At 72.3% G+C, this 23,156-nt stretch carries 21 protein-coding genes; 11 read left to right on the top strand and 10 right to left on the bottom strand.

All coding sequences use genetic code 11. The features are described from left to right. Positions 1–41 precede the first annotated feature (41 nt). On the top strand, positions 42–242 hold the full coding sequence (locus ADK67_RS25775) for a hypothetical protein (RefSeq protein WP_053719074.1): 201 nt from the start codon (positions 42–44) through the stop codon (positions 240–242). Further along, positions 239–1,168 carry a sigma-70 family RNA polymerase sigma factor gene (locus ADK67_RS53860; protein WP_157620831.1) on the top strand — a complete coding sequence of 310 codons (930 nt, stop codon included), beginning with the start codon at positions 239–241 and terminating at the stop codon, positions 1,166–1,168. The genes ADK67_RS25775 and ADK67_RS53860 overlap by 4 nt, the downstream gene beginning before the upstream one ends. A 19-nt stretch (positions 1,169–1,187) precedes the next feature. Here ADK67_RS53860 and ADK67_RS54755 read toward each other — a convergent pair whose 3' ends face one another. The 3 genes from ADK67_RS54755 to ADK67_RS25760 all read right to left on the bottom strand — a co-directional run bounded on the left by ADK67_RS54755 (position 1,188) and on the right by ADK67_RS25760 (position 3,863). Next, the gene (locus ADK67_RS54755) at positions 1,188–1,322 is read right to left on the bottom strand and encodes a DUF1877 family protein (protein WP_269436028.1); all 135 of its coding nucleotides are present in this window, start codon (positions 1,320–1,322) and stop codon (positions 1,188–1,190) included. Between the two features lie 140 nt (positions 1,323–1,462). Then, on the bottom strand, positions 1,463–2,167 hold the full coding sequence (locus tag ADK67_RS25765; protein WP_053719073.1) for an SDR family NAD(P)-dependent oxidoreductase: 705 nt from the start codon (positions 2,165–2,167) through the stop codon (positions 1,463–1,465). After that, complete coding sequence (locus ADK67_RS25760) at positions 2,154–3,863, bottom strand: IlvD/Edd family dehydratase (protein ID WP_053719072.1); 1,710 nt, start codon at positions 3,861–3,863, stop codon at positions 2,154–2,156. The genes ADK67_RS25765 and ADK67_RS25760 overlap by 14 nt, the downstream gene beginning before the upstream one ends. Positions 3,864–3,964: 101 nt before the next feature. Here ADK67_RS25760 and ADK67_RS25755 point away from each other — a divergent pair, with 101 nt between their 5' ends. From ADK67_RS25755 to ADK67_RS25740, 4 genes are all read left to right on the top strand, one after another. After that, the gene (locus ADK67_RS25755; RefSeq protein WP_053719071.1) at positions 3,965–4,735 is read left to right on the top strand and encodes an IclR family transcriptional regulator; all 771 of its coding nucleotides are present in this window, start codon (positions 3,965–3,967) and stop codon (positions 4,733–4,735) included. A 48-nt stretch (positions 4,736–4,783) separates the two neighbouring features. Continuing rightward, a complete protein-coding gene (locus tag ADK67_RS25750) occupies positions 4,784–5,644 on the top strand; it encodes a fumarylacetoacetate hydrolase family protein (RefSeq protein ID WP_053719070.1) in 861 nt (286 codons plus the stop codon). An 11-nt stretch (positions 5,645–5,655) separates the two neighbouring features. After that, a complete protein-coding gene (locus tag ADK67_RS25745) occupies positions 5,656–6,672 on the top strand; it encodes a zinc-dependent alcohol dehydrogenase (protein ID WP_053719069.1) in 1,017 nt (338 codons plus the stop codon). A gap of 79 nt (positions 6,673–6,751) precedes the next feature. Next, a complete protein-coding gene (locus ADK67_RS25740; protein WP_053719068.1) occupies positions 6,752–8,302 on the top strand; it encodes a nucleotidyl transferase AbiEii/AbiGii toxin family protein in 1,551 nt (516 codons plus the stop codon). A gap of 29 nt (positions 8,303–8,331) precedes the next feature. On the opposite strand, the gene ADK67_RS25735 is transcribed toward ADK67_RS25740, so the two are convergent. Genes ADK67_RS25735 through ADK67_RS25720 form a run of 4 tightly spaced genes read right to left on the bottom strand, consistent with a single transcriptional unit; the run spans position 8,332 to position 12,734 of the window. After that, positions 8,332–8,799 (bottom strand): SRPBCC family protein, encoded by a 468-nt coding sequence (locus ADK67_RS25735; protein ID WP_053719067.1) that lies wholly within the window; start codon positions 8,797–8,799, stop codon positions 8,332–8,334. Next, positions 8,796–10,040 (bottom strand): Dyp-type peroxidase, encoded by a 1,245-nt coding sequence (locus tag ADK67_RS25730; RefSeq protein WP_197289609.1) that lies wholly within the window; start codon positions 10,038–10,040, stop codon positions 8,796–8,798. Before ADK67_RS25730 ends, ADK67_RS25735 begins: the two co-directional genes overlap by 4 nt. A gap of 10 nt (positions 10,041–10,050) precedes the next feature. After that, positions 10,051–11,445, bottom strand: a complete 1,395-nt coding sequence (locus ADK67_RS25725) for a hypothetical protein (RefSeq protein WP_053719065.1) — start codon at positions 11,443–11,445, stop codon at positions 10,051–10,053. 56 nt (positions 11,446–11,501) lie between these two features. After that, on the bottom strand, positions 11,502–12,734 hold the full coding sequence (locus ADK67_RS25720) for an ABC1 kinase family protein (protein ID WP_197289608.1): 1,233 nt from the start codon (positions 12,732–12,734) through the stop codon (positions 11,502–11,504). Positions 12,735–12,994: 260 nt separating this feature from the next. Between ADK67_RS25720 and ADK67_RS25715 the strand changes: the two genes are divergently transcribed. Continuing rightward, on the top strand, positions 12,995–13,645 hold the full coding sequence (locus tag ADK67_RS25715; protein ID WP_053719063.1) for a winged helix-turn-helix transcriptional regulator: 651 nt from the start codon (positions 12,995–12,997) through the stop codon (positions 13,643–13,645). Positions 13,646–13,858: 213 nt separating this feature from the next. Here ADK67_RS25715 and ADK67_RS25710 read toward each other — a convergent pair whose 3' ends face one another. The 3 genes from ADK67_RS25710 to ADK67_RS25700 all read right to left on the bottom strand — a co-directional run bounded on the left by ADK67_RS25710 (position 13,859) and on the right by ADK67_RS25700 (position 18,172). Continuing rightward, a complete protein-coding gene (locus ADK67_RS25710; RefSeq protein WP_053719062.1) occupies positions 13,859–15,682 on the bottom strand; it encodes a LamG-like jellyroll fold domain-containing protein in 1,824 nt (607 codons plus the stop codon). Positions 15,683–15,840: 158 nt separating this feature from the next. Further along, on the bottom strand, positions 15,841–16,992 hold the full coding sequence (locus tag ADK67_RS25705) for an alkaline phosphatase PhoX (RefSeq protein WP_053719131.1): 1,152 nt from the start codon (positions 16,990–16,992) through the stop codon (positions 15,841–15,843). A gap of 247 nt (positions 16,993–17,239) precedes the next feature. Then, positions 17,240–18,172 carry an SMP-30/gluconolactonase/LRE family protein gene (locus tag ADK67_RS25700; RefSeq protein ID WP_053719061.1) on the bottom strand — a complete coding sequence of 311 codons (933 nt, stop codon included), beginning with the start codon at positions 18,170–18,172 and terminating at the stop codon, positions 17,240–17,242. A 74-nt stretch (positions 18,173–18,246) separates the two neighbouring features. Here ADK67_RS25700 and ADK67_RS25695 point away from each other — a divergent pair, with 74 nt between their 5' ends. The 4 genes from ADK67_RS25695 (at position 18,247) to ADK67_RS25680 (ending at position 23,117) form a co-directional block, all read left to right on the top strand. Next, positions 18,247–18,690: an Lrp/AsnC family transcriptional regulator gene (locus tag ADK67_RS25695; protein WP_053719060.1), complete on the top strand. Its 444-nt coding sequence runs from the start codon at positions 18,247–18,249 to the stop codon at positions 18,688–18,690. Positions 18,691–19,058: 368 nt separating this feature from the next. After that, positions 19,059–20,255 carry an ABC1 kinase family protein gene (locus ADK67_RS25690; protein ID WP_053719059.1) on the top strand — a complete coding sequence of 399 codons (1,197 nt, stop codon included), beginning with the start codon at positions 19,059–19,061 and terminating at the stop codon, positions 20,253–20,255. Positions 20,256–20,265: 10 nt separating this feature from the next. Continuing rightward, entirely contained in the window at positions 20,266–22,185 is a 1,920-nt protein-coding gene (locus ADK67_RS25685; RefSeq protein WP_053719058.1) for a CRTAC1 family protein, read from the top strand. Beyond that, a complete protein-coding gene (locus ADK67_RS25680) occupies positions 22,182–23,117 on the top strand; it encodes an RnfABCDGE type electron transport complex subunit D (protein WP_157620830.1) in 936 nt (311 codons plus the stop codon). Before ADK67_RS25685 ends, ADK67_RS25680 begins: the two co-directional genes overlap by 4 nt. The last annotated feature ends 39 nt before the right edge of the window (positions 23,118–23,156 follow it).

Genomic DNA, 23,156 nt, shown 5'->3' with positions numbered 1-23,156 from the left:
GTGATGTCACGTTCGGGTGTGCCCACGGTGTCTTGAGAGGCATGTCTGAGCACAGCGCACTGACCCGGGACGACCACCCGGTGAACCTCCACGTCGGCGGCCGCGCCGGTGCGGCGATCAAGGAGTTCGCCGGCAGGTTGTGGGTGGGCAGGATCCGCCGCGAGGTGCGCAAGCCCGGCTCCACGATCTGGCCCAAGGGCGGCCCTCGGCCCGGTCGGCAGCGGGGCGTCACGTCGCCATGACCACCGACGACCACGCCGAGCGGTTCACCCTGTTGCGGCCGCTGCTGTTCACGATCGCGTACGAGGTGCTCGGTTCGGCGACCGAAGCCGACGACGTGCTGCAGGACAGCTACCTGCGGTGGGCCGAGGTGGACCTCGCGACGGTGCGGGACACCAAGTCGTACCTGGCGCGGCTGGTGACCCGTCAGGCGCTCAACGCGTTGCGGGCGAGCGCACGACGGCGCGAGGACTACGTCGGCCCGTGGCTGCCGGAACCCGTGCTGATCGAGCAGGACCACGCGTCGGCCGACGTCGTGCTCGCCGAGTCCGTGTCCATGGCGATGCTCGTCGTGCTCGAAACGCTCACACCGGACGAGCGCGTGGTGTTCGTGCTGCGCGAGGTGTTCGGCTTCCACTACGACGAGATCGCCGCCGCGGTGGGCAAGTCCGTGGCGACGGCACGGCAGGCGGCGCACCGCGCCCGCGAGCACGTGCAGGCACGGCGCAAGCGGTTCGGGCCCGCCGACGCCGCGACGACCGCGCGGATTCAGTTCGGCGCGGCCGTCGCCATCGCCGTCCCCGCGTTCGTGGTGCTCAAGGAATGGGCCTACGCGGGCGTCCTGTTCCGGTGGTGGGGCGCCGTGGTGTCGCACCTGGCCGTCGGTGACGGGCCCGTGTCGTGGGGGCCGCCGCTGATGTTCTCCGCGTTCGCCGTCGCGTCGTGGGTGCTGAGGCCGGCCGACCGCCGACTGCCGCAGACGCGGCTTCGTCCTGCCGACGCGGTCCAGGACCACGCCGGACGGTCGGGAACCCGTTCTCGCGCTTGGGCCGTGTCGATCGGGCTCGTCGTCGCCCTGTCCGCCGTCTCGCTCCTCACCCTGCCCGCCGCCGACGAGTTCACGGGTGACTGGGCGGTTGAACGGGGCTGGGCCGAGCGGCAGCCGTGACCGTCGACGGCCTGCGCGGTCAGAAGCTGATCTCCCGGATCAGTGCCCCACCCGACGCCGCCGTCTCCTGGAAGAACTCGACGAGGTCCACGTAGTTGTCCCGCAGGTCGTCGATGCCGTCGTCGTCCCAGAGGTGCCTCCAGGGGTAGACCACCTCGCTGGCACCGCCTCGGAGCCCGGAACCGGACCCACATCTCCCGGATGCTCACCAAGCTCGACTTCAACAACCGGACCCAGATCGCCCTGCTCGCCCACGACGCCGCACCGGAACGCGTGGGTAGGCCGATGGTCCTCTCAATAGGTGGCGCGGCCACCGCTGATGTCGTAGACCGCGCCGGTGGAGAAGGTGAGGCGGTCGGAGCAGAGGAAGGCGATCAGTTCGGCGACCTCCTCCGGTCGGCCGACGCGTTTCATCGGGATCAGGCTGGTGATGTGGGCGAGGACCTCGGGTGCGGTGGCGTCGTTCATCGGGGTGGCGATCACGGCCGGGGCGATGACGTTGACCAGCACGCCGGTGGTGGCCAGTTCCTTGCCGGCGGACTTGGTCAGGGCGATGACGGCGGCCTTGGACGCGGAGTAGGCGGACAGGTTCGGGTTGCCGTCCTTGCCCGCCATGCTGGCGATGTTGACCACGCGGCCCCAGCCGCGCTCGCGCATGCCGGGGACGAAGGCGCGCATGGTGTTGACGGTGCCGAGCACGTTCACGTCGAGGACCCGGCGCCACTCCTCGGCGGTCGTCTCCACCAGGGGCTTGTTGGGGCCGACGACGCCCGCGGAGTTCACCAGCACGTCGACCGGTCCGATCCGCGAGGCGAGCCGGAGCAGCGCGGCCTCGTCGGTGACGTCCGCGGTGACGTCGGCTCCGGTCAGGTCGAGCGTGGTCACCTGGAGGCCGTCGGTGCGCAGCCGTGCGGCGGTGGCGGCGCCGAGGCCGCTGCCGCCACCGGTGATCAGGGCGGTCCGGGCGGTGGTCGTCTCGGCCGGGTCAGTGCGATTCACGGCTGACTTCCGAGCCGCTGGAGCCGAGGAGGAAGTCGAGGTCGGCGCCGGTGTCGGCTTGGAGCACGTGGTCGACGTAGAGGCGTTCCCAGCCGCGGCGGGGGTTGGCGTAGCCGGCGACCGTGGCGTCGTCGGGCGTGCGGGCGGCCAGTTCCTCGTCGGGCACCTCGATGTCGATGCGGCGGGCTTCGACGTCGAGGTTGATCACGTCGCCGGTGCGCACCAAAGCGAGCGGACCGCCCGCGGCTGCCTCGGGAGCGACGTGCAGGACGACGGTGCCGTAGGCGGTGCCGGACATGCGGCCGTCGCAGACCCGGACCATGTCGCGCACGCCTTGCCCCAGCAACTTCTTCGGCAACGGCATGTTGGAGACCTCGGGCATGCCGGGGTAGCCCTTGGGGCCGCAGCCGCGCAGCACGAGGACGGAGTCGGCGTCCACGTCCAGGTCGGGGTCGTCCACGCGGGCGTGGAAGTCCTCGATGGAGTCGAACACGACGGCCCGGCCCCGGTGCTTGAGCAGGTGGGGTGAGGCGGCGGCCGGTTTGATCAGCGCGCCGCGCGGTGCGAGGTTGCCGCGCAGCACGGCGATGCCGCCGTGTTCGACCAGCGGTGTCGCGCGGGTGCGGATGACCTCGGGGTCCCAGATCGGCGCGTCGCCCAGGTGCTCCACGAGCGGCCGTCCGGTGACGGTGAGCGCGTCGGGGTCGAGCAGGTCGCGGACCTCGCGCAGCACGGCGAGCAGGCCGCCCGCGCGGTGGAAGTCGTCCATCAGGAACCGGCCCGCGGGCTGCAGGTCCACCAGCACGGGCACGTCCGAGCCGATGCGGTCGAAGTCGTCCAGCGTCAGGTCGATGCCGAGGCGGCCCGCGATGGCCAGCAGGTGGACGACGGCGTTGGTCGAGCCGCCGATCGCGGCCAGGGCGACGATGGCGTTGTGGAAGGACGCCTTGGTCAGGAACGTGCTGGGCCTGCGGTCGGCGGTGATCATGTCGACGGCCAGGCGGCCGGTGCCGTGCGCGGCCTCCAGCAGGCGGCTGTCCGGGGCCGGGGTGCCGGCGACACCGGGGACGACGGTGCCGAGGGCCTCGGCGACCAGGGCCATCGTGGAGGCGGTGCCCATGGTGTTGCAGTGGCCCCGGCTGCGGATCATGGACGATTCCGACCGGGTGAACTGCTCGTTCGACAGCGTGCCCGCGCGGACTTCCTCGGACAGCCGCCACACGTCGGTGCCGCACCCGAGCGGAACGCCGCGGAACGTGCCGGTCAGCATCGGGCCGCCGGGCACGACCACGGCGGGCAGGTCGACCGAGGCGGCGGCCATGAGCAGGGACGGGATGGTCTTGTCGCAGCCGCCGAGCAGCACCACGCCGTCGATCGGGTTGGCCCGGAGCATCTCCTCGGTGGCCATCGCGGCCATGTTCCGCCAGAGCATCGCGGTGGGGCGGACCTGCGTCTCGCCCAACGACACCACGGGCAGTTCCAGCGGGATCCCGCCGGCCTCGTAGATGCCGTTGCGCACCGACGCGGCGACCTCGGTCAGGTGGGCGTTGCACGGGGTCAGGTCCGAGGCGGTGTTGGCGATGGCGATCTGGGGTCGGTCGAACGCGTCGTCGGGCACGCCTCGCCGCATCCACGCGCGGTGGATGTAGGCGTTGCGGTCGTCTCCCGCGTACCACTGGGCGCTCCGGAGTGTCACGTGCGACCACCTTCCAACTATCGACACGATGGTCTAACTTGTGGAATGCAATGAACGATAACCACCTGTCGGCGAAAGCGACAGCACCCCGAACCGAGGACGTGGCTCCGCTAGACGAGAGCCGGCTCGTCGGTTCCGACCGCGTGCTGGCCGTCCTCAAGGAGCTGGCCCGGTATCCCGAGGGCGTCGGGCTGGAGGAGCTGACCAGGGTGATCGGCAGCCCCAAGCCGACCGTCCACCGGGCGCTGGGGTCGTTGCGCCGCGCCGGTCTGGCCGACCAGGACGCGCGTGGCCGCTACCTGCTCGGCGACGAGTTCCTGCGGATGGCGTTCGCCCACCACGAGGCGCGCCCGGACCACGTCCGCGTGCGTCCGGTGCTGGAGTCGCTGGCCCACCGGTTCGGGGAGACGACGCACTACGCGGTCCTCGACGGCCGCGAGGTCGTCTACCGCGAGAAGGTCGACCCGCCCACCGGCGCGGTCCGGCTGACCTCGACCATCGGCGGGCGCAACCCGGCGCACGCGACCGGCGTCGGCAAGCTCCTGCTGGCCCAGCACCTGCCGACCCGGGACGACGTCGCGGCGTGGGTCGGTGCCGCGGACCTCGAACGCCGCACCCCGCGGACCCGCTGCACGGTCGACGAGCTGCACCGCGACCTGGTCGAGGTCCGCGAGCACGGCTACGCGACCGACGACCAGGAGAACGAGCCCGGCGTCAACTGCGTCGCGCTGCCCGTGTACGCGACCTCGCCCACGACACCCTCGGGTGCGCTGAGCGTCAGCGCGCTGACCTACCGCACGCCGTTGCGGGCCTTGATCGACGCCGTGGACGAGATCCGCGACCTGCTCGGGAACCTCGGCGGTGCCCGGTGAACGCCGCCGCGTCCTGAACCCCTCACCACCGACCCTGGAGCGAACCCCTTGTACCTCATGCGCATCGGCGCGCCCGGCGCCGAGAAGCCCGTCGCCCGCCTGGACGACGAGACCTACGTCGACCTGTCCGACGTCGTCCGGGACTTCGACGAGGAGTTCTTCGGCGGCGGTGGCCTGGACCGCGTCCGTCCCGTGGTCGCCGACCGCGCCGCGGCGGGCCGGGTGTCCCGCTTCGCGGGCGAGCGGATCGGCGCGCCCATCGCCCGCCCGCACCAGATCCTGTGCATCGGCCTGAACTACCGCGACCACGCCGCCGAGACCGGCCAGGCGGTGCCGGACGAGCCGATCCTGTTCACCAAGTCGCCGAACACGCTCGTCGGCCCGAACGACGACGTCCGCATCCCGCGCGGCTCCACCAAGACCGACTGGGAGGTCGAACTCGGGATCGTGATCGGCAGGCGCACCGGCTACCTGGACTCGGTGGAGGAGGCGCGCGACGCGATCGCCGGCTACGTCGTGGTCAACGACGTGAGCGAGCGGACGTTCCAGCTGGAGCGCGGCGGGCAGTGGAGCAAGGGCAAGTCCGCCGAGACGTTCAACCCGGCCGGCCCGTGGCTGGTCACCCCGGACGAGGTCGGCGACGTCCTGGCGCTGGACCTGTGGCTGGACGTCAACGGGATCCGCCGGCAGACCGGCACCACCGCGACGATGGTCTTCGACCCGTACTTCATCGTGCACCACCTGAGCCAGTTCATGGTGCTGGAGCCCGGCGACCTGATCAACACCGGCACCCCGCCCGGCGTCGGCATGGGCCACACCCCGCAGCTCTGGCTGCGGCCCGGTGACGTGGTGGAGCTGGGCATCGAAGGGCTGGGCAGGCAGCGGCAGCACGTGATCGGCCCCCGGTGAGACCTCGCACCATGCGCGCCTTCGTGCTCACCGCACCCCGGGAGGCGGAGGTGCGGGAGGTCCCGGCGCCGGAGGCCGTCCCGGGTGAAGCGGTCGTGGACGTCGAGCGGGTCGGCGTCTGCGGCACGGACGTCGAGTTCTTCACCGGGGAGATGGCCTACCTGCACGAGGGCCACAGCTCCTACCCGCTGCGGCTGGGCCACGAGTGGGCGGGCACCGTCTCCGCGATCGGCGAGGGCGTCGACCCGTCCTGGCTCGGCCGCCGCGTCATGGGCGACACCATGCTCGGCGACGGTACGTGCCGCCGCTGCCTGCGCGGGCGGCGGCACGTCTGCGAGCGCCGGCAGGAAGTCGGCATCCGCGACGGCCGGCCCGGTGCCCTGGCCGAGCGGATCGCCGTCCCCGCCTGGTCGCTGCACGGCCTGCCGGACCCGGTCGACGCGGTGCTCGGCGCGCTGGTCGAGCCCGGTGGCAACGCGCTGCGCGCCGCACGGGCCGCCGACGTCGGCGCCGGCGACCGGGCGCTGGTGCTGGGACCCGGCACGATCGGGCTGCTGACCGCGATGTTCCTGCGTGCCGCCGGCGCCGAGGTGCACCTGATGGGCCGTACCGCCGAGTCGCTCGCCTTCGCGCGCGACCTCGGCTTCGAGCACACCTGGGATGAAGGCGCGCTGCCGGACCTGCCGTTCGACGCCGTCGTGGACGCGTCGAACGCCGCCCACCTCCCGGCGTTGGCGCTCGACCTGGTCGAACCGGCCGGCCGGATCGTCTACATCGGACTGGCGGGCAGCCCCAGCAGGGTCGACACCCGGACGTTGGCGCTCAAGGACGTGACCGCCGTCGGCGTCCTGTCCGCCTCACCGGGCCTGGACGACACCATCGCCGCCTACGCGGCCGGCACGGTCGATCCCCGCCCGCTGGTGGCCGCGACCGTCGGCCTGGACCAGGTCGCGGACGTGCTGGCCGGGCAGCCCGTCGCGGGCGCCTGCCCCGGACCGAAGGTCCACGTCGACCCGCGGCTGCTGTGATCGCGAAGTCCCGTCGCCCAACGGGAACGGGCGAAAAGGCGTTTCCGGCCGTTCGAGGTGGGCTGACAGTATTCGGGGCATGTTCTCCGGTGATTTCGAGGTGCACCTGACCGGTTCCGCGCAGGAGGCGGACGCGCTGGCCGCGTTCGCCTCGCGGCGGGGCGGGAAGTTCACCCACATCCTGCTCGACGGCGGCGACACGCCGTCCCAGCCGATGCTGACGGTGCAGGGCAGCGGCACGCTGGACGACCTGCACCGCCTCGTCGACGGGTGGCGGGCCGACCTGGCCGCGGAAGGGCTGGGGGTGCTGCGGGTCAAGATCGAGGCCGCGCCGTGGAACGAGGGCGTGCCCGCGTCCGACCTGGACGCCTCCGACGAGCTGTACTTCGAGCACCACGTGAAGGTGCTGCTGCCCTCCGGGGACCGCGACGCGGTCGACCGGTTGAGGTGGGCGATCGCCGAGAACGGGGCGAACGTGTCGCGCAACGCCCGGCGGCGACACGGCCGGCACGAGGAGCGGTTCGTCACGCAGCGGTGCCGCGGGGTCGGCCTCGCCACCGCCCGGACCCGGCTCGACGCGCTGCTGGCCGTGCTGCGCGACCGCGGGTACGAGGTGCTGGAGGTCGAGGAGGAGTACGTCGTCCACGACGACGCGCTGCACGTCGACCGCGGGTGGCTCGAACCCACCCGGTGGGGCGATCGGCAGACCGTGCGCGACGACCTGCTCGGGAGCGCGGTGTCCCACGGCAGCGGCACGCCGTCGACCTTCCGCCCGCTGGCGGCCGAGGGCCGGGACGTCCGGCAGCAGCAGGTGTTCGACCCGGCGCTCAAGCACTTCGACCACGCCTTCCGGGCGGGCGAGCCGGTGTTCGGCGACCCGGCCGAAGGCGCCCGCTGGTCGGCCGCACGGCGGGCCGCGATGGCGCACGTGCTCGCGGTCCTGGCCGCCTCGCCGTGGGCGGGGAACCTGGTGCTGCGCGGCAGCGTCGCCCTGCGCGCCTGGCTCGGCGAGGTCGCCCGCGAACCCGGTGACCTGGACTTCGTGGTGGTGCCGAAGACCTTCGCCCCGGACGGCCCGGAGGCGCGGGCGATGCTGGAAGGGCTGGTGGCCGCCGTCGGCGCCGAGCCCGGTCCGGGCCTGCGCGCCGACCAGGTGGTGGCCGAGCACATCTGGACCTACGAGCGGGTGCCGGGTCGGCGGCTGGTGTTCCCGTTCGACGTCGACGGCCTCCCGCAGGGCGCGGTGCAGGTGGACCTGGTGTTCAACGAGGACCTGCCCGACGCGCCGGTCGACGTCGAGGTCCCGCCTCTCGGCACGCGGGTGCTCGCCGCGTCGCCCGCCCTGTCGCTGGCCTGGAAGCTCCAGTGGCTGGCGACCGACAACTACCCGCAGGGCAAGGACCTGTACGACGCCGTGCTGCTCGCCGAGCGGACTGCGGTGTCACTGGACCTGGTCCGCGACCTGATCCGCCCCGAATTGGGCGCCGAGGCCGACAGCTTCACCTGGGCGTCCGTGCTCGACCTCCGTCTCCACGTCGACTGGGAGAACTTCCGCGCCGAGCGGCCCGGCGTCGAGGGCGACGCCGCAACGTGGCTGCGCAGGCTCGTGGACGCGCTCGCCCGCTGGTGAACAGCGGGCGGTGCGCCTACGACAGGACGTCAGCGGGGCCCGTCCGCCGGCGGCAGCGCACCGGCCAGCCGGGGGAGGAAGTACTCCCAGCCTTCCCGGTGCGACGCCGCCGCCGCACGGCCTGCCTCGGAATCCTCGTAGGTCCCGTGGGTGAGGGTGATCCGGCCGCCGTCGGCTGTCTCCTCGGCCATGACCGTGACGGCATAAGCGGGCTCGTCCGGCTCGTGGTCCCACGCCCAGGTGAACGCCAGGGTCCGCTCGGGGTCGTACTCGGTGATCGAGCCGCGCAGGGTCTGGTCGAGCGCGTCGAACCGCACCACGTACTCGCCGCCGGGTTCGAGCCGGGCGGTGAGCGCGCCGCCCGCCCACCACCGCCGCACGAGGTCCGGGTCGGTGAACGCGCGCAGCGCCTGACGCGGCGCGACGCCGGTGAGGTCGACGGTCGCGCGGATGGCCGGGCCTTCGTCCACCACGTCGACAGTGCCGTGATCCGTCATGCTCCTCGCTCCGTCAGCAGGCGGTGGACCACACCGGCGACGCCGGCCTGGTCCCGTGGGATGAAGTAGTAGCAGCCGGTCAACGGCTCCACCAGTCCGGACTCGGGCGCCAGCAGCGGGTCGGGCGCGCCGTTGAAGTCGGACATCAGCCACTCGTTGTGGATGAACTCGAAGCCTCTGCCCTGGATGTCGGCCTGGAACGCCAGGAACAGCATCCCGGCTTCCGCGCGCCCGTCGACCGTCCTGGTGTACGGGTAGCTGCGGCGCAGGATGCGGGCGTCCCGGACCCGGACGTCGGCGCCGAACGGCGTCGTGCCGTGCCCGCGCGGGTTGGCCTTGCGCAGGTGGGCCACCGGGAACGCCCGGCTGCCCTGTGCCTCGTCCGGCTCGGGGTGCAGGAGGCGTCCGGTGTCGGCTTCCACGACGAGACCCGACGCGCGGCACCGGCCCATGACCTGCTCGGCGGACAACGAGCGCGCGGGCAGCCCGCGGCCCGCGGGCAGGTGCAGCGGACCGTCCGCGGGCAGGCGCTCGGGGCGGGCCCGGTACTGGCGGAACGCCAGGTACGAGCCGTCGACCTCGCCGGACGGGTCGGTGGTGAACACGTGCCCGCGGTAGCGGGTCGGGTCGTGCTCGCGGAGGTGCTGGAGGTTGCTGATCTCGTCGCGGAAGCCGAACGGGTCACGGCCGTCGGCGTCGCGCGTGCCGCGGTGGGACCGGCGCAGGCGCAGACCGGCTTCCAAGCGGGCCACGACGTCGTGCACGGCGTCGAGCACGGCGCGGTCGTGCGACTCGACCACCACGCAGAGGTCGGTCTCGTGCCCGACCCGATCGGGTTCCGTCGCGAACGCCGGGAACTCGTCGTCCCGCTTCGCCTGCATCGTGCGCAGCGACGGCGGGCACGCCACGTCGTGCCCCCAACGGGGCGAGTGGTCGGAGTCGTCGCGCCACGCGGTCCACTCGCCCTTGAACAGCCGGACGGACGCGCCGATCAGCGAGGTGCCGTCCACAATGGACTCGTCACCCGGCAGGCGTTCGAACCCCGGCCGGACACCGATCTCCCGCAACCCGTCGGCGAGGTCCCCGATGACGGCGAGGCAGGCGTCGAGCGCTCCCGCCACGACGTCGAGCTGGAGGACGAGCGCCTCCGGGCCGGGTGCGCTGTCCACCCCCGACCACACCTCCGACCGGCCGGTCGGCCCGGGGCGGGTCGTGCGCCCGCCCCGGGCCGAGCCGGTCATGCTCGGATCTTCACGCATTCGGGAACTTGAAGGTGGTCTGGTCGACCCCCACGACCATGGGGTCGGTCAACGACATCACGCCGAACGCGACCGTCTGGCTCAGCTCCGACTTGCGGACGGGAGCCTGGATCTCGACGACCTTCGAGCTGTTGGCCGAGCCGGCCGGGCCGAGGTCGATCGCGGCGTCGGTGTGGGCGAAGCTGGTGTCCGTGTGGTCGCCGATGAGCACCCAGCGGCCCGACATCACCGAGTCGGTCTGGTTGGTGACCTCGTAGGCGAGGTCGATCCTGCCGCTCGCGTGCACCCGGCTGCCGATCTTCTTGATCGTCAGGCCGTTGTAGTCGTAGAGCGACATCGTGTTCTCGTTCACGGTCAGCAGGGGGCGCTGCGAGTCGTGCTCGTCGTAGAACGTCACGGGCTGCGAGAGGTGCATGGGGGTCGAGTAGGGCGGCCAGGTGAGGCTCTCGCTCGGCAGCAGCATCGGGCCCGAGGTGAGCCCGGTCAGACCGAGGTCGAGCATCTCGATCCGGCAGTGGATCGAGTTGAGCCCCTGGGAGGGGAAGAAGTCCGCGCCGTTCGCCGCCTTCATCGACAGCACCGAGGGCGCTTGCGCGTCGTACGTGAACCTGAGCAGGCCGAGGATGTCCTCGACGCCGTAGTAGCGGGCGTGCCGCCACTGGATCTGCCGCTCGGTCGGCGACACCGGGATCACGTTGCCGAGCACGGTGGCGCGCACCCGCAGGTTCACCGGGTAGTCGTCCTTCAGGGAGTCGAAGACGGCCTTCCGGCGGTCCTCGCTCAGGTGGGCGGTCATCGGTTCCAGGGCGGCCTTCAGGCTCGACGCGCTCGACAGCATGGACGCGCAGGCGCCGCCGCCGGCGGCGACGACCGAGAGCTGGTACGCCGGGATCGCCCCGGCGTCGTACCCGACGGCCGTCGGCTCGCCGGCGACGGCGCGACTGCCGGTGGAACCCGCCAGCCGGGCCGCGGTGGTGCCCGCCTCGGCGACCGCGCGGGCCTCGACCACCTCACCCGAACCGGGCTTGAGCAGGATCGCCCCGGTGTACTTGTCCTGGCGGACCTCCGCGCGGCCCTTGGTCAGCTCGATGCGCAGCCCGTCGCTGAGCCGCAACGGGTTCCGACCGTCCCACATGCCGGGCCGCACGCCCGCGGGCACGGCGGCGAGCACGTAGTGCCGGTCCACGTAGTCCACGACCCGGAGGGCGATGTGCGGGTCACCCGACGACGCCTCGGCGGACGGCGCGGCGCTCGCGGTCGCCTGGCCGGCCAACTGGCCGACGCCGACGGCGGCGGCTCCGGCGCCGACCATCCTGAGGAAGCCGCGGCGGTCCGCCCGGTCCCCGGAACCGTCGGTCTGGTCGTCCTGGGCAGGGTTGTCGTTCACGTGGTTCTCCGTTCGGTGGGAGGTACGTGCTCCGGTCGACCAGTGCGACCGGTGGTTCACCCCGCGGCGCGGCTCGCGAGCAGGATCGGCAGCGCCTCGGCCTGGAAGTCGACGTCCGAGGCCAGGCTCTTGATCATTCCCTCGACGACGAGCAGGGACAGCAGTGGGAAGACGAACTCGGGTGCCGCGTACAGGCCGTGCCTGCGCTGGAGGTCGAACAGCCGGGTGGCGAACACCGCGAGCTCGAAGTCGCCGGACCGCGCGCCGGTCTCCCGTTCGACCAGCTCGGCCATCTCCCGGCGGAAGCCGTCCAGGCTGCCGTCGCCGGTCCACGAGGACGCGCTCTCGATGACGATGTCCGCGCACCGCCTGCCACGCCCGAGCACCATGTTGGCGAAGAACGCCGAGAACAGCCGGCGGACCCGGTCCGGCAGTTCGACCACGAACCCGGCGTCGAGGATGACGACGTCGAGGTCCCGGTCGAGGTAGAGGTTGCCCGGGTGCAGGTCGCAGTGCACGACGCCGTCGGTGAACAGCATCCGGTAGACGACTTGCAGCGTGCGGGTCGCGATCTCCCGACGGCGGTCCGGGCTGAGCGAGTCCGGCCGGAACGGCGCCAGACCGGGCAGGTACTCCATCACCAGCACGCCGTCCGCGCACAGGTCGTCGACGGGCTCGGGCACCCGGACGAACGGCAGCCCGCCCAGGTTGCGGCGCAGCGTCTTCAGTGCCTGGTGCTCGGCGGTGAAGTCGAGCTGGCGGACCATCGCGTCGGCGACCTGGCCGACGAGGTCGTCCAGCGGGACGCGCTTGAGCGCGGGCACCCGGCGCAGCGCGCGGGCCAGGCCGCGCAGGAGCTCGGAGTCGAGCCCCATGGTCCGCTCGATGTCCATCCGGCGGACCTTGACCGCCACCACGCGGCCGTCCGCGAGCACCGCCCGGTGCACGGAGGCGATGCTGCCGCAGGCGGTCGGACGCGGGTCGAACTCCGTGAAGGGCCAGGACTCCCGCTCGCCGTAGGCCCGGCGCAGGGCGTGCCCGATCGAGCGCCTGCTCGGCGGCGGCACGTCGTCGTACAGCCGCCGTAACTCCGCCCGCCAGTGCTCGGGCAGCAGGTCCTGCCGGGTGCTCAGGATCTGGCCGCCCTTGACGAACGACGGCCCCAGCACGCCCAGCAGCCCGGTGACCCGTTCGGCCAACGACCGCCCGGTGGTTCGCCCGCCCGCGGTGGCCCGGCGGCGGACCGCCTCCACTCCGGCGGCACCCGAGCACGCCAGGCTCAGCGCCATCACCTGCACACCCCTGGCGACGACCCTCACCCTGCGCGCGGTTCCGGACCCCATGGCTTCCCCCGTTCGCACAGGGGGAATCATCGAAGGTTCGACGCGACCCCCAGATCGCTACGAATTCGATAGTGAGTCTATCCACGTGTCAAGAGCCGGTAGCCGCTGGTCAGCGCGCTACGATGAGAGTCGAAATGGTGCGGAGTGGCTCGGGTCGCTTCAGGATGTGAACCGAAGCCGACGGTCCCAGCGGAAGGCGCGACGCGATGAAGTCCCGACGGAACTACGGCCAGTTCTGCGGGTTGGCCGCCGGGCTCGGCATCATCGGGGAGCGGTGGACGTTGCTCATCGTGCGCGAGCTGATGATCTCACCGCAGCGGTTCAACGGCCTGGCCGACAACCTGCCGGGCATCGGGCCCAACCTGCTTGCCGAGCGGCTCAGGGCGCTGGTCGAAGCGGGCGTGGTCGAGCACCGGCCGGTGGCCGAGGACGGGCGGGGCAAGTCGTACCGGCTCACCGAGGTGGGCGAGGGCCTGCGGCCCGCCGTGCTGGCGATCGCCAAGTGGGGCATGGGTTTCCTGCGCGAGAGCGACGCGAAGGACGTCGTCCGCGCCGAGTGGGGCTTCCTCGCGCTGCAGTCGATGATCGACCGCGACCGGATCCCCGACGTGGACGAGACCTACGAGTTCCGAGTGGACGACGACAGCTTCGCCATCGAGGTGCGGGGCGGGGCCGTCTCCTTCGTCCACGCCTCCGCGGCCGAGCCGGACCTGACGATCACGTGTGCGGCGGACACCTTCGTCAAGATCGGCGCCCGCCTGCTGACCCCGTTCGACGCGATCGTCACGGGTGAGCTGAAGGTGGACGGTGACGCCGACGTCGTCCACCGGTGCACCCGGATGCTCGGCCTCGCCTGACGCCTGGGTGCACCGGTGGGCCGGCAGCGGTGCGGGTCACTGCTGGGGGTGGGGCGGGCAGCCCGGCTTCGTGCGCGACGATCGCCGCCTGCACCGGGTTCGCGCAGCCCAGCCGGCTCAGGTGCGCCTTCACCGTGCCGGTGCCGAGGAACGGCTCGGCGGCGATCTCCGCGTTCGACGCGCGGACTCCGCGCCTCGTTGGGGCGATGACGGTCACCGCACGGCGGTCAGGAACTGGTCGGGGCGCAGGCCCTTCGCGGTGATCCGCGTGTCGCCGATCCAGCCGTGGAAGCCTTGGCCGTAGCGCAGCGCGAACTGGGTGCCGCCCAGCGCGAACGGCCTGCCCAGCGTGGAGATCCCGCGCGACTCCTCGGCCGCGTTGCGGGCGATCTTCGCGCCGTCGACGTACATCGTGGTGCGGCGGCCGTCGTTGACCACGGCGACGTGCGTCCACCGCCCGACCGGCACGGCGTGGCTCCAGGAGGTGGGGTCGGCGTCGACGGGCACCGGGTAGACCACGAACTGCAGGAACCGCTCGCCGGACAGGTTGAGGCTGCACGTCGGCTCGTCGTCGGACCAGCCGCTGCTCTTGCCGGCGTCGCCGGCGCGGCCTTCCCAGCTGAGCAGGCCCATCCACGCGTGGTCGCCGACGAGCGGGTCGGGCAGCTTGAAGAACGTCTCGATGGTGTAGCCGGCCTCGAACTTCAGGGCGTTGAGCGGCGCGGTGTCGGACGTGCGCAGCACCGCGCCGCGGTCGGGGCGCTGGCCGCCGTCGAAGCGCAGGCTCGCGTGCGCGGGCTGGCCGTCGTGGTGCTCGGCCGACCAGGTCAGCACGTCCGGGCCGCTCCCGTGCAGGCGCGTGACGGTGAGGTCGTTGCCCCGGCCGGTGAGGTCCCGCGCCACCGCGCCCGCCGGCACGGGACCGTCCGCCACCGGGAACCCGGCCGCGTCGAACCGCCAGTACGCCACCGTGTCACGGGTGACGACGGCGCTCGCCGGACGCGCCGGCGGCACGACGGGCGGCGCGAAGCCCGCGAACCGCTCCCGGAAGTCGATCTCCACCGTGAACCGGTCGGCAGCGCCGGTCAGCCGCGCGGTCTCGTTCTCCGGCAGCGTGTCGCCGTCCCGGTGCAGCAGCCACGGCGAGAACGTCTCCACGTCGATGACGTCGCGCGCCAGGTCGAACGTGTAGAAGCGGACCATGCCGGCGCCGCCGTAGTAGCGGTCCTGGTAGTTGGTCAGGTGCAGGTGCACGGCGTGGCCGTGGTCGTTGACCAGGGTGGTGCGGCCCGACGGCCAGTAGTGCCCGTTGAGGGTGAGGAAGATCTGGTCGTTGCGGCGGATCAGGTTGTCCCACAGGTGCCTGCCGTGCGCGGAGAGCTCGGCGTCCGGGCTGCCTGCGACGAGGTCGTGCGTGGTGAGGACGGCGGGCAGTGACCGGTGCTGGTCCAGCACGCCCTGCGCCCACCGGATCCCCTGGTCCGACACCCGCCAGTCCAGCGCGAGCACCAGCCACCGCCGCCCGCCGGCGCGGACCACGTGGTAGCTGTTGTAGCCGTCCGGGGCGAACCCGCCGAAGGTCGGCATGCGGCGGAACCGCTCCGGCCCGAACACCCTGGAGAACGGCGTCGGCCCGCGCCGGTCGTCGGTGTTGCCCGGCACGTCGTGGTTGCCCGCCAGCACGCTGTAGGGGACGCCGTCGGTGAACACCGAGTCGGCCAGCCGCACCTCGGTCTCCGTGCCGTGCTCGGTCACGTCGCCCAGGTGGGTCAGGAACACCACGTTGGCGTCACGGCGGCGCGCCACCTCGCGCAACGCCACCCGCACCGGCTCGGGGTCCGAGCCGCCCTCGTCGAGCAGGTACTGGGTGTCGGGCAGCACCGCGATGGTGAAGCGGGGGTCGGCGGTGTCCGGTCGGCCGGCCCTGCCCTCGTCACCGTGGGCGACGGGGGCGAGCACCGCCGGCGCTATCGCGGTCGCGGGCACCGCGACCGCGGCCTGGAGCAGTGCGCGCCGTCCGACTCGGTTCTCCGCCATGAAGGTGCCTCTCTGCCGGTGGGGTGGCGAGAAGCCTCGTCAGGCCGCGTGCCACGGCGCCGACGTGCGCGGGAACAACTCGCGCACAGTGGTTGAACCATTGGGGGACCCGTCGCCGGTCGGCTCGGCCGACCGGCGACGGGAAGGCGCGGGTGCCGTTACAGGGAGGTGCGGAACGGGCCGGTGACCTCGTAGGTGATGCCGCCGCTGCTGGAGCCGCTGGTGCCGCGCTGGGAGGAGAAGTAGAGGCGGTTGCCGGCGGGGTTGAACGCGACGCCGCACAGCTCGGAGGAGCTCTGGTTGGTGACGCGGAGGAACGGGGCGACGACGTCGTCGGGCGTGATGACGCAGATCTCCATGTTGCCGCCGTCCTCGGCGACGTAGAGGTCGCCGACCGTCGCGCCGGTGATGTTGTCGACGCCGGTCAGCGGCGGGTTGCCGGTGAGGTTGTCGTCGTAGGCGATGGCGATGGTGTTGTTCACGGCGTTGTAGGCCCAGACGCGGTTGTCGCCCTTGGTGGTGAAGAAGCACGTGCCGTTGCGGTAGTAGGCGCCTTCGCCGCCGTTGAACACCTTGGCGCCGGAGACCTGCCTGCGGGTGCGGGTGGGGCTGCCGTCGGGGTCGGGCACGGCGGCCCAGGAGAGCGCGCCGCCGACCTCCTTGAGCACCTGGAGGGTGCCCGACGAGAGGTCACCCCAGGTGGTGGGGACGAAGCGGTAGAAGCAGCCGTCCGTCTCGTCCTCGGTCAGGTAGATCACCTTGCGGTCCGGGTCGCACGCCGCCGCCTCGTGCTTGAACCGGCCCATCGCCGACCGCCGGACCGCCGCCCGGCCGCCGAACGGGAACGTCTCGTAGACGTAGCCGAGGTCGACCTCCTCGCAGGACAGCCAGGTGTTCCACGGGGTGTCGCCGCCGGCGCAGTTGCGGGTCGTCCCGGACAACACGCTGTAGGCGCCGGTCACGGCGCCGCTGGAGTCGAACCGCACCGCGCTCGCGCCGCCCGCGCCGCTGCCCATCTCGGCGTTGGACACGTAGACCCACCCCGTGCCGTCGGCGAAGCAGGCGCCGCCGTCCGGGGCGCTGTGCCAGGTGTAGCCCGTGCCGGGCACGGTCTGGGTGGAGCGGGCGATCACCCGGCTGGTGAACCCGGACGGCAGCTGGATGCCGTTGGCGTCGGCGGCCTGGAGGCTGCCGTAGGGGCTGGTCCCGGTCTTCGCCGGGTAGGCCAGCGCCTCGCTCCAGAGCGTGAAACCGAAGGCCATCGACCCGCCGCCGGCGACGGCGGCGCGCAGGAAGGTACGACGTTCCACCACTGCTCCTTCCCGTCGAGGGAGGTGGGCAGCGCCCCGGTGGCGGCACCTGTCGCCCCGCTCGACGTGTCCGGTCAGGGAAGCGGGCGGACGTGAACTCCGGGCGGTGTCGTTCGTGAACCACTCCGCAACAGCTGCCGAACCGTGGTGGCCGGCGACGTGAATTTCCTTCAATGGCAGGAATTTTCCGGCCCACGCGTGCATTCGCCGTCAACGGTCCACTGTGGACCCGCTTGGTCACCGCGTCCTAGGCGGGCAAGTTCGCGCCGGGTGATTCCTGGGCGACCGAGTAGGGCGGCCGGGTGCCGTTGACGTTGAACAGCAGCGTGTAGACCGAGGTGGTGGCGGTGATGAACAGGCGGTTCCGCTTGGGGCCGCCGAAGCACACGTTCGACACCACCTCGGGCACGCCGATCCGGCCCAGCAGCGTGCCGTCGGGGTGGAGGCAGTGGACGCCGTCCCCGGCGGCGGCCCAGATCCGGCCCTCCTCGTCCAGGCGGATGCCGTCGAACTGGCCGTTCGTGCAGCGGGCCACCTCGTCGCCGCCGTGCAGCCGCGCGCCGTCCACGTCGAAGCCCCGGATGTGGTTGCGGCGCGTGTCCACGACGTAGAGCCGGGTGCCGTCGGGGGAGAACGCGAGGCCGTTCGGGCGCACGAAGTCGTCCGCGACGACCTCGACCGCGCCCGTCACGGGGTCGGCGCGGTAGACGTGGCAGGCCCCGATCTCGGACTCCGCGCGCACGCCCTCGTAGTCGCTGAGGATGCCGTAGGGCGGATCGGTGAACCACACGCCGCCGTCGGCCGCGACCACGACGTCGTTGGGACTGTTGAACCGCTTGCCGTCGAAGCGGTCGGCGATGACCGTCGTCGAGCCGTCGTGCTCGGTGCGCACGACCCGGCGCTCGCCCTGCTCGCAGGTGACCACGCGGCCCTGCGCGTCGAGGGTGCGGCCGTTGGCGTAGCCGGCGGGTGAGCGGAACACCCCGACGTGGCCGGTGGTCTCGTCCCAGCGCAGGACGCGGTCGTTGGGGATGTCGCTGAACAGCAGGTACCGGCCGGCGGGGACGTAGGCAGGGCCCTCGGTCCACTTGCACCCGGTCGCCAGGCGTTCCAGCAGGTCGTCGCCGAACAGCAGCAGCCGGTCGTCGAACGATTCCACCGTGGTCGGGATGACGTCCATGGTTTCCCCTTGCGCTCCGAATCTCATCTGGTTTGCAGCCTATACTGCTTGATGACGTCAGGTGGAGGTGGGAGATGGACGACACCGATCGGGCCGTGCTGGCGGCCCTGCGGGACGATGCCGCGCAGTCGTACGCCGTGCTGGGCGCGCGAGTCGGGCTGTCGGCGGCGGCGGCGCACGAGCGGGTGCGCAAGCTGCGCGAGCGGGGGGTGATCAGACGGACGACCGTGGAGATCGACCCGGTCGCGCTCGGGTTGGCCGTGCTGGCGTTCGTGCTGGTCGACTCCTCGGCGTGGGTCGGCTCGCCGGAGACGGCCGACGCGCTGCGCGCCCTGCCCGCGGTGGAGGAGGCGCACATCGTGGCGGGGACGGCGTCGCTGCTGCTCAAGGTGCGCACGGCCGATACGCGCGCGTTGCAGGCGGTGCTGAAGGACGTGCACGACATCGCCGGCGTGTCCGGCACGAATGCCATCGTGGTGCTGGAGACGTGCTTCGAACGGACGCCCGACCCGCGGTGACGTTGGATTCACGATTGCTCGAAAGTGGTGTGTGCGCACCGTAGTCGGAGACATTTCCGGTCCGGCGATCGGTGCCGTCCGGGCGGTCAGGGCTGACCGATTGTCGACCTCGCGGAGTTCGGCGTTGACGCTGGGTCTGCGGGGTTGACCTTCTTCACTCGTATTGATGGCAGAGCATTCGCTCAAGCGGGTGTTTCCCGTTGGTTGATTGTGCGTCGGCCGGTGTGGTTGGTCGCTGCTAGCGTCTCGACGCGATGTCGTGCCCGTGTGATTCGGAGGCGCTCGTGTGGATGGCCGTCGGGAATGTCAGCCGGGGCGCGGTGATCCTTCGGTTCGCACGGGTTCTGGCGGTTCTTGGTAGGCGCTCGGTGTTGTTGGCCTGCTTGGCGGCGACCGGCCGGCTGCGCGGGGGCCGGGCCGGGCCCGTGCTGGAGTCGTGGCTGGCGGGCACGGTGGTCGAGCTCGGCGCCGCGTTCGTGAAGGCGGCGCAGTTGCTGAGCACGCGGGCGGACCTGCTGCCGCCGAACGTCTGCCGTGCGCTGGCCCGGCTCCACGACCAGGTGCGCCCGGAACCGGCGTCCTCGTTCGCGGCACTGCGGGGGTTGGCCGGAACGCCTGCGACGCTGGTCGGGTCGGGCAGCATCGCCTGCGTCTACCGCGTTCGGGTCGCCGGCGGCCGGGACATCGCCGTCAAGGTCCGTCGGCCGGAGGTAGTGCGGTCGTTGCCGCTGGACCTGGCCGTGCTGGAGAGCGTCGCCGGGGTGCTGGCCCGGCTGCGCGTGCTGCGCGGCGCACCGGTCGTCGAGATCGCCCGGCAGCTCACCGAAGGCATCCGGGCGCAGCTCGACCTCACCCGCGAGGCCGAGCTGCTGGACGGCTTCCGGAGGACCATGGCCGACGTGCCCGGGGTGACCGTGCCGGCGGTCGACCGCGAGCTGTCCACACCGGACAGGCTGGTGATGGACTTCGTCGGCGACCTGGTCCGCTTCCGGCCTGATCAGCTCTCGGTGGCGGACCGGCAACGTGCTGTGGTGACCGCGCTGCGTGCGGTGTACCGGATGTTGTTCCTCGACGGCGTGGTCCACTGCGACCTGCACCCCGGGAACCTGTACTTCCGGGAGGACGGCTCGATCGTGATCCTGGACGCCGGGTTCACCGTGCGGCTGTCGGACTCGGCGCGGGAGAAGTTCGCGGCGTTCTTCTACTGCATGGGTCGCGGTGACGGGCCGGCGTGCGCGGACATCGTGGCCTCGACGGCCACGACGGTGCCAGGTGCGGACCCGGACGGCTTCCGCGCCGAGTTGGCGGCCCTGGTGGCGGCGAGCGCCGGCCGGCGGGCGGAGGAGTTCGACCTCATCTCGTTCGCCACCACGCTCTTCGACGTGCAGCGGCGGCACGGTTTCTACGCCGACCCGCAGTTCGTGTTCCCGATCCTGTCGCTGCTGGTCCTGGAAGGCACCGTGCGCGAGTTCCACCCGGAGGTCGACTTCCAACGGGAGGCGAAGCCGCTGCTGGTCGCCGCGTTGTTCGAGCGCGCGCTGGTGCGCGGCGGAGCATCGCGATGAGGCAGGAGACGTGAGGGCGTTCCTGCGCCGGCACGCCGCCCGGGTGGTCGCGTTGCTCGGCTGTGCCGCGGTGTTCGCCGCGACCGCCGGGCCCCAGCCGTCGGCCGCGGAACGCGACGCGCTCGCCCAGCGGTTCTCGTTCACCGGCCACCCGGTCAGCCCCGCCGACCAACCCGGTGCCCGGCGCGTGCGTCCCGTCGCGCCCGACTACGAGCGCATCAGGTCCTGGATCTCCTCCCTCGGCGCGGGAGCCGGCCTGTTCGCCGTGGACGGCGGCGCCGTCTCGCACGACCTGTGCCTGGTCGATCCGCGGACGGACACGGTGAGCGTCGCGCCGGCGCCCACGACCGGCGCGCGCTACCGGCCGTTCCCGCTCGTACCCGGCGGCCTCGAGCTGCCGCCGCACGCGGCGCCGATGGGCTGCCTGCCGACCGATCTCGACGAGGACGGCTGGCAGGACGTGGTCGTCCACTACTGGGGCCGCTCGCCCGTGCTGTTCCGGCGCACCCCCGGCGTGGCGCCGTCGGCCGCCGCGTTCACCGCGCGTGAGCTGGTGAGCCCTTGGCAGGTGTGGAACACCAACGCCGCCACCACGGGCGACTTCGACGGTGACGGCCGGCTCGACCTGGTGTTCGGCAACTACTTCCCGGACGGCGTCCGGGTGCTCGACCCGACCGCCGGTTCCCCGGAGCCCGTCATGAGCGACTCGCTCTCGCACGCGGCCAACGGGGGCACGCTGCGCCTGTTCCGGTCCGCCGGCGAAGGGCGCTTCACCGAGGCACCCGACGCGTTCGCGCCGGCGGACCGGACCGGGTGGGCGCTCGCGCTCGCCGCCCAGGACCTCGACGGGGATGGGCTGCCGGAGCTGTACGTGGCCAACGACTTCGGGCCGGACCGGTTGCTGGTCAACGGGTCCGCGCCGGGGCACCTCGCGTTCACCCCGGCCGTCGGCGTCCGGCACGCCACCACGCCGAAGTCGAAGGTGCTGGGCCACGACTCGTTCAAGGGCATGGGGGTGGCGTTCGCCGACCTGCTCGGCACGGGGGTGCCGGCCATCCTGGTCAGCAACATCACCGAGCCGTACGCCCTGCACGAGAGCAACTTCGCCTTCGCCGCCACCGCCGGCCGGACCGCCATGGCCGAACGGCTGCGGCACGGGGTGGCGCCCTACGACGACGTCAGCGAGGATCTGGGCCTGTCCCGGTCGGGCTGGTCGTGGGACGTCAAGGCCGCCGACTTCGACAACGCCGGGGCGGACGAGGTCATGCACGCGACCGGGTTCGTGGCGGGCGCCGAGAACGGCTGGGCGCAGCTGCAGGAGCTCGCCATGTCCAACGACCTGGTGGTCGGCCACCCCGAGCTGTGGCCGACGTTCACCGAGGGCGTCGACCTGTCCGGGCACGATCGCAACACGTTCTTCGTGCGCGGACAGGACGGCCGGTTCGTGGACGTGGCCGATCGGGTCGGCGTGGACAGCGCCGCGGTCAGCCGGGCGTTCGCGGTCGGGGACGTCGACTCGGACGGCCGGCTGGACTTCGTGGTCGCCAACCAGTGGGCGCCGTCGACCCTGTACCGGAACACGTCCCCGGCGGGGAGCTTCCTCGGCCTGCGGCTGCGCCTGCCGACCGGTGACGGCCGGTGCGTCGCGGGCGCGGGCGGGCCGACGAGGCCGGCGATCGGCGCGGAGGCCGAGGTGGTCACCGCGGACGGCGGCGCCAGGGTGGCGCAGCTCTACCCGGCCAACGGCCACAACGGGGTGAACGCCGCGGACCTGCACTTCGGTCTCGGTGCGAACCCGGCCGCCACGGTGCCGGTCCGGCTGGCGTGGCGGGACGGGTGCGGGCGCCGGCACACCGGTGCGGTCTCCCTGTCGCCCGGCTGGCACGTGCTCCGGTTGGAACCCGACGGCAGTGTGCGGGAGGACAAGTGACCAAGACCGGCCGTGATCGCCGTTCCGCGGCCCTGCGCCGGTTCGGGCTGTCCATCACCGCGCTGACGGTGCTCGGGCACACCGTGCTCGGCTTCGAGCAGGCGTACCTGACCCCGGTGATCGCGGTCCTCGCCGGGCTCGTCACGGAAGTCGTGCTGGACTCGGTGGAGGCGACGGCGGAGCGCCGCCGCCCGCGATGGCTCGGTCGGCCGGGCGCGGTGGTGGACTTCCTGCTGCCGGCCTACATCACGGGCATGGCGTGCGCGATGTTGTTGTACGCCAACGACAATTTGCTGCCCACGGTGCTCGCCACGGTGGTCGGGGTCGCGAGCAAGTACGTGATCCGGGTGCCTGTCGGTGGACGCTCACGGCACGTGCTCAACCCGAGCAACTTCGGCATCGTCGTGGTGCTGCTCGCCTTCCCGTGGGTCGGGATCGCGCCACCGTACGAGTTCACCGAAGGGGTCACCGGGTGGTGGGGCGCGGTCGTCCCGGCCCTGCTGCTGGTGGCCGGGACCACGGTGAACGCGCGGCTGACCGGCAAGCTGCCGCTGATCCTCGGCTGGGTGGGCGGGTTCGTCGCCCAGGCGGTGCTGCGTTGGGGCGTCACGGACATCTCGCTGGTCAGCGCTTTGCTGCCGCTGAGCGGAACGGCGTTCATCCTGTTCACCAACTACATGATCACCGATCCCGGCACGACGCCCGTCCGGCCGCGCAACCAGGTCCTGTTCGGACTGGCGACGGCCGCGGTGTACGGCGTGCTGGTGCAGTTCCACGTGGTGTTCGGCTTGTTCTTCGCCTTGGTGATCGTGTGCGTGCTGCGCGGGGCCGTGCTCGCGGCCACCGCCGTCCGCCCACCGCGGACGGTTCCGGCGGCGCCGCGACAACGGATCACCGTCGAACGTCCGGCCGCGCTGCCCGAGTCCGTGTGACACGGACCTCCGCTCGGCAGGACAGCGCCGCCGGACAGG

Origin of the sequence: Saccharothrix sp. NRRL B-16348 (genome assembly GCF_001280085.1) — a bacterium.
Classification (GTDB): Bacteria; Actinomycetota; Actinomycetes; order Mycobacteriales; family Pseudonocardiaceae; genus Actinosynnema.
Note: the sequence above shows the minus strand (reverse complement) of the source record. Positions and strands in the feature narration are given on the sequence as shown.

What these genes read in the sequence shown, in the direction of transcription:
- ADK67_RS25715 (WP_053719063.1), top strand. Translation starts at nt 12,995, where the DNA reads ATGAAGTCCCGACGGAACTACGGCCAGTTCTGCGGGTTGGCCGCCGGG.
- ADK67_RS25745 (WP_053719069.1), top strand. Translation starts at nt 5,656, where the DNA reads ATGCGCGCCTTCGTGCTCACCGCACCCCGGGAGGCGGAGGTGCGGGAG.
- ADK67_RS53860 (WP_157620831.1), top strand. Translation starts at nt 239, where the DNA reads ATGACCACCGACGACCACGCCGAGCGGTTCACCCTGTTGCGGCCGCTG.
- ADK67_RS25695 (WP_053719060.1), top strand. Translation starts at nt 18,247, where the DNA reads ATGGACGACACCGATCGGGCCGTGCTGGCGGCCCTGCGGGACGATGCC.
- ADK67_RS25775 (WP_053719074.1), top strand. Translation starts at nt 42, where the DNA reads ATGTCTGAGCACAGCGCACTGACCCGGGACGACCACCCGGTGAACCTC.
- ADK67_RS25710 (WP_053719062.1), bottom strand. Translation starts at nt 15,682, where the DNA reads ATGGCGGAGAACCGAGTCGGACGGCGCGCACTGCTCCAGGCCGCGGTC.
- ADK67_RS25720 (WP_197289608.1), bottom strand. Translation starts at nt 12,734, where the DNA reads ATGGCGCTGAGCCTGGCGTGCTCGGGTGCCGCCGGAGTGGAGGCGGTC.
- ADK67_RS25740 (WP_053719068.1), top strand. Translation starts at nt 6,752, where the DNA reads ATGTTCTCCGGTGATTTCGAGGTGCACCTGACCGGTTCCGCGCAGGAG.
- ADK67_RS25735 (WP_053719067.1), bottom strand. Translation starts at nt 8,799, where the DNA reads ATGACGGATCACGGCACTGTCGACGTGGTGGACGAAGGCCCGGCCATC.
- ADK67_RS25700 (WP_053719061.1), bottom strand. Translation starts at nt 18,172, where the DNA reads ATGGACGTCATCCCGACCACGGTGGAATCGTTCGACGACCGGCTGCTG.
- ADK67_RS25730 (WP_197289609.1), bottom strand. Translation starts at nt 10,040, where the DNA reads ATGACCGGCTCGGCCCGGGGCGGGCGCACGACCCGCCCCGGGCCGACC.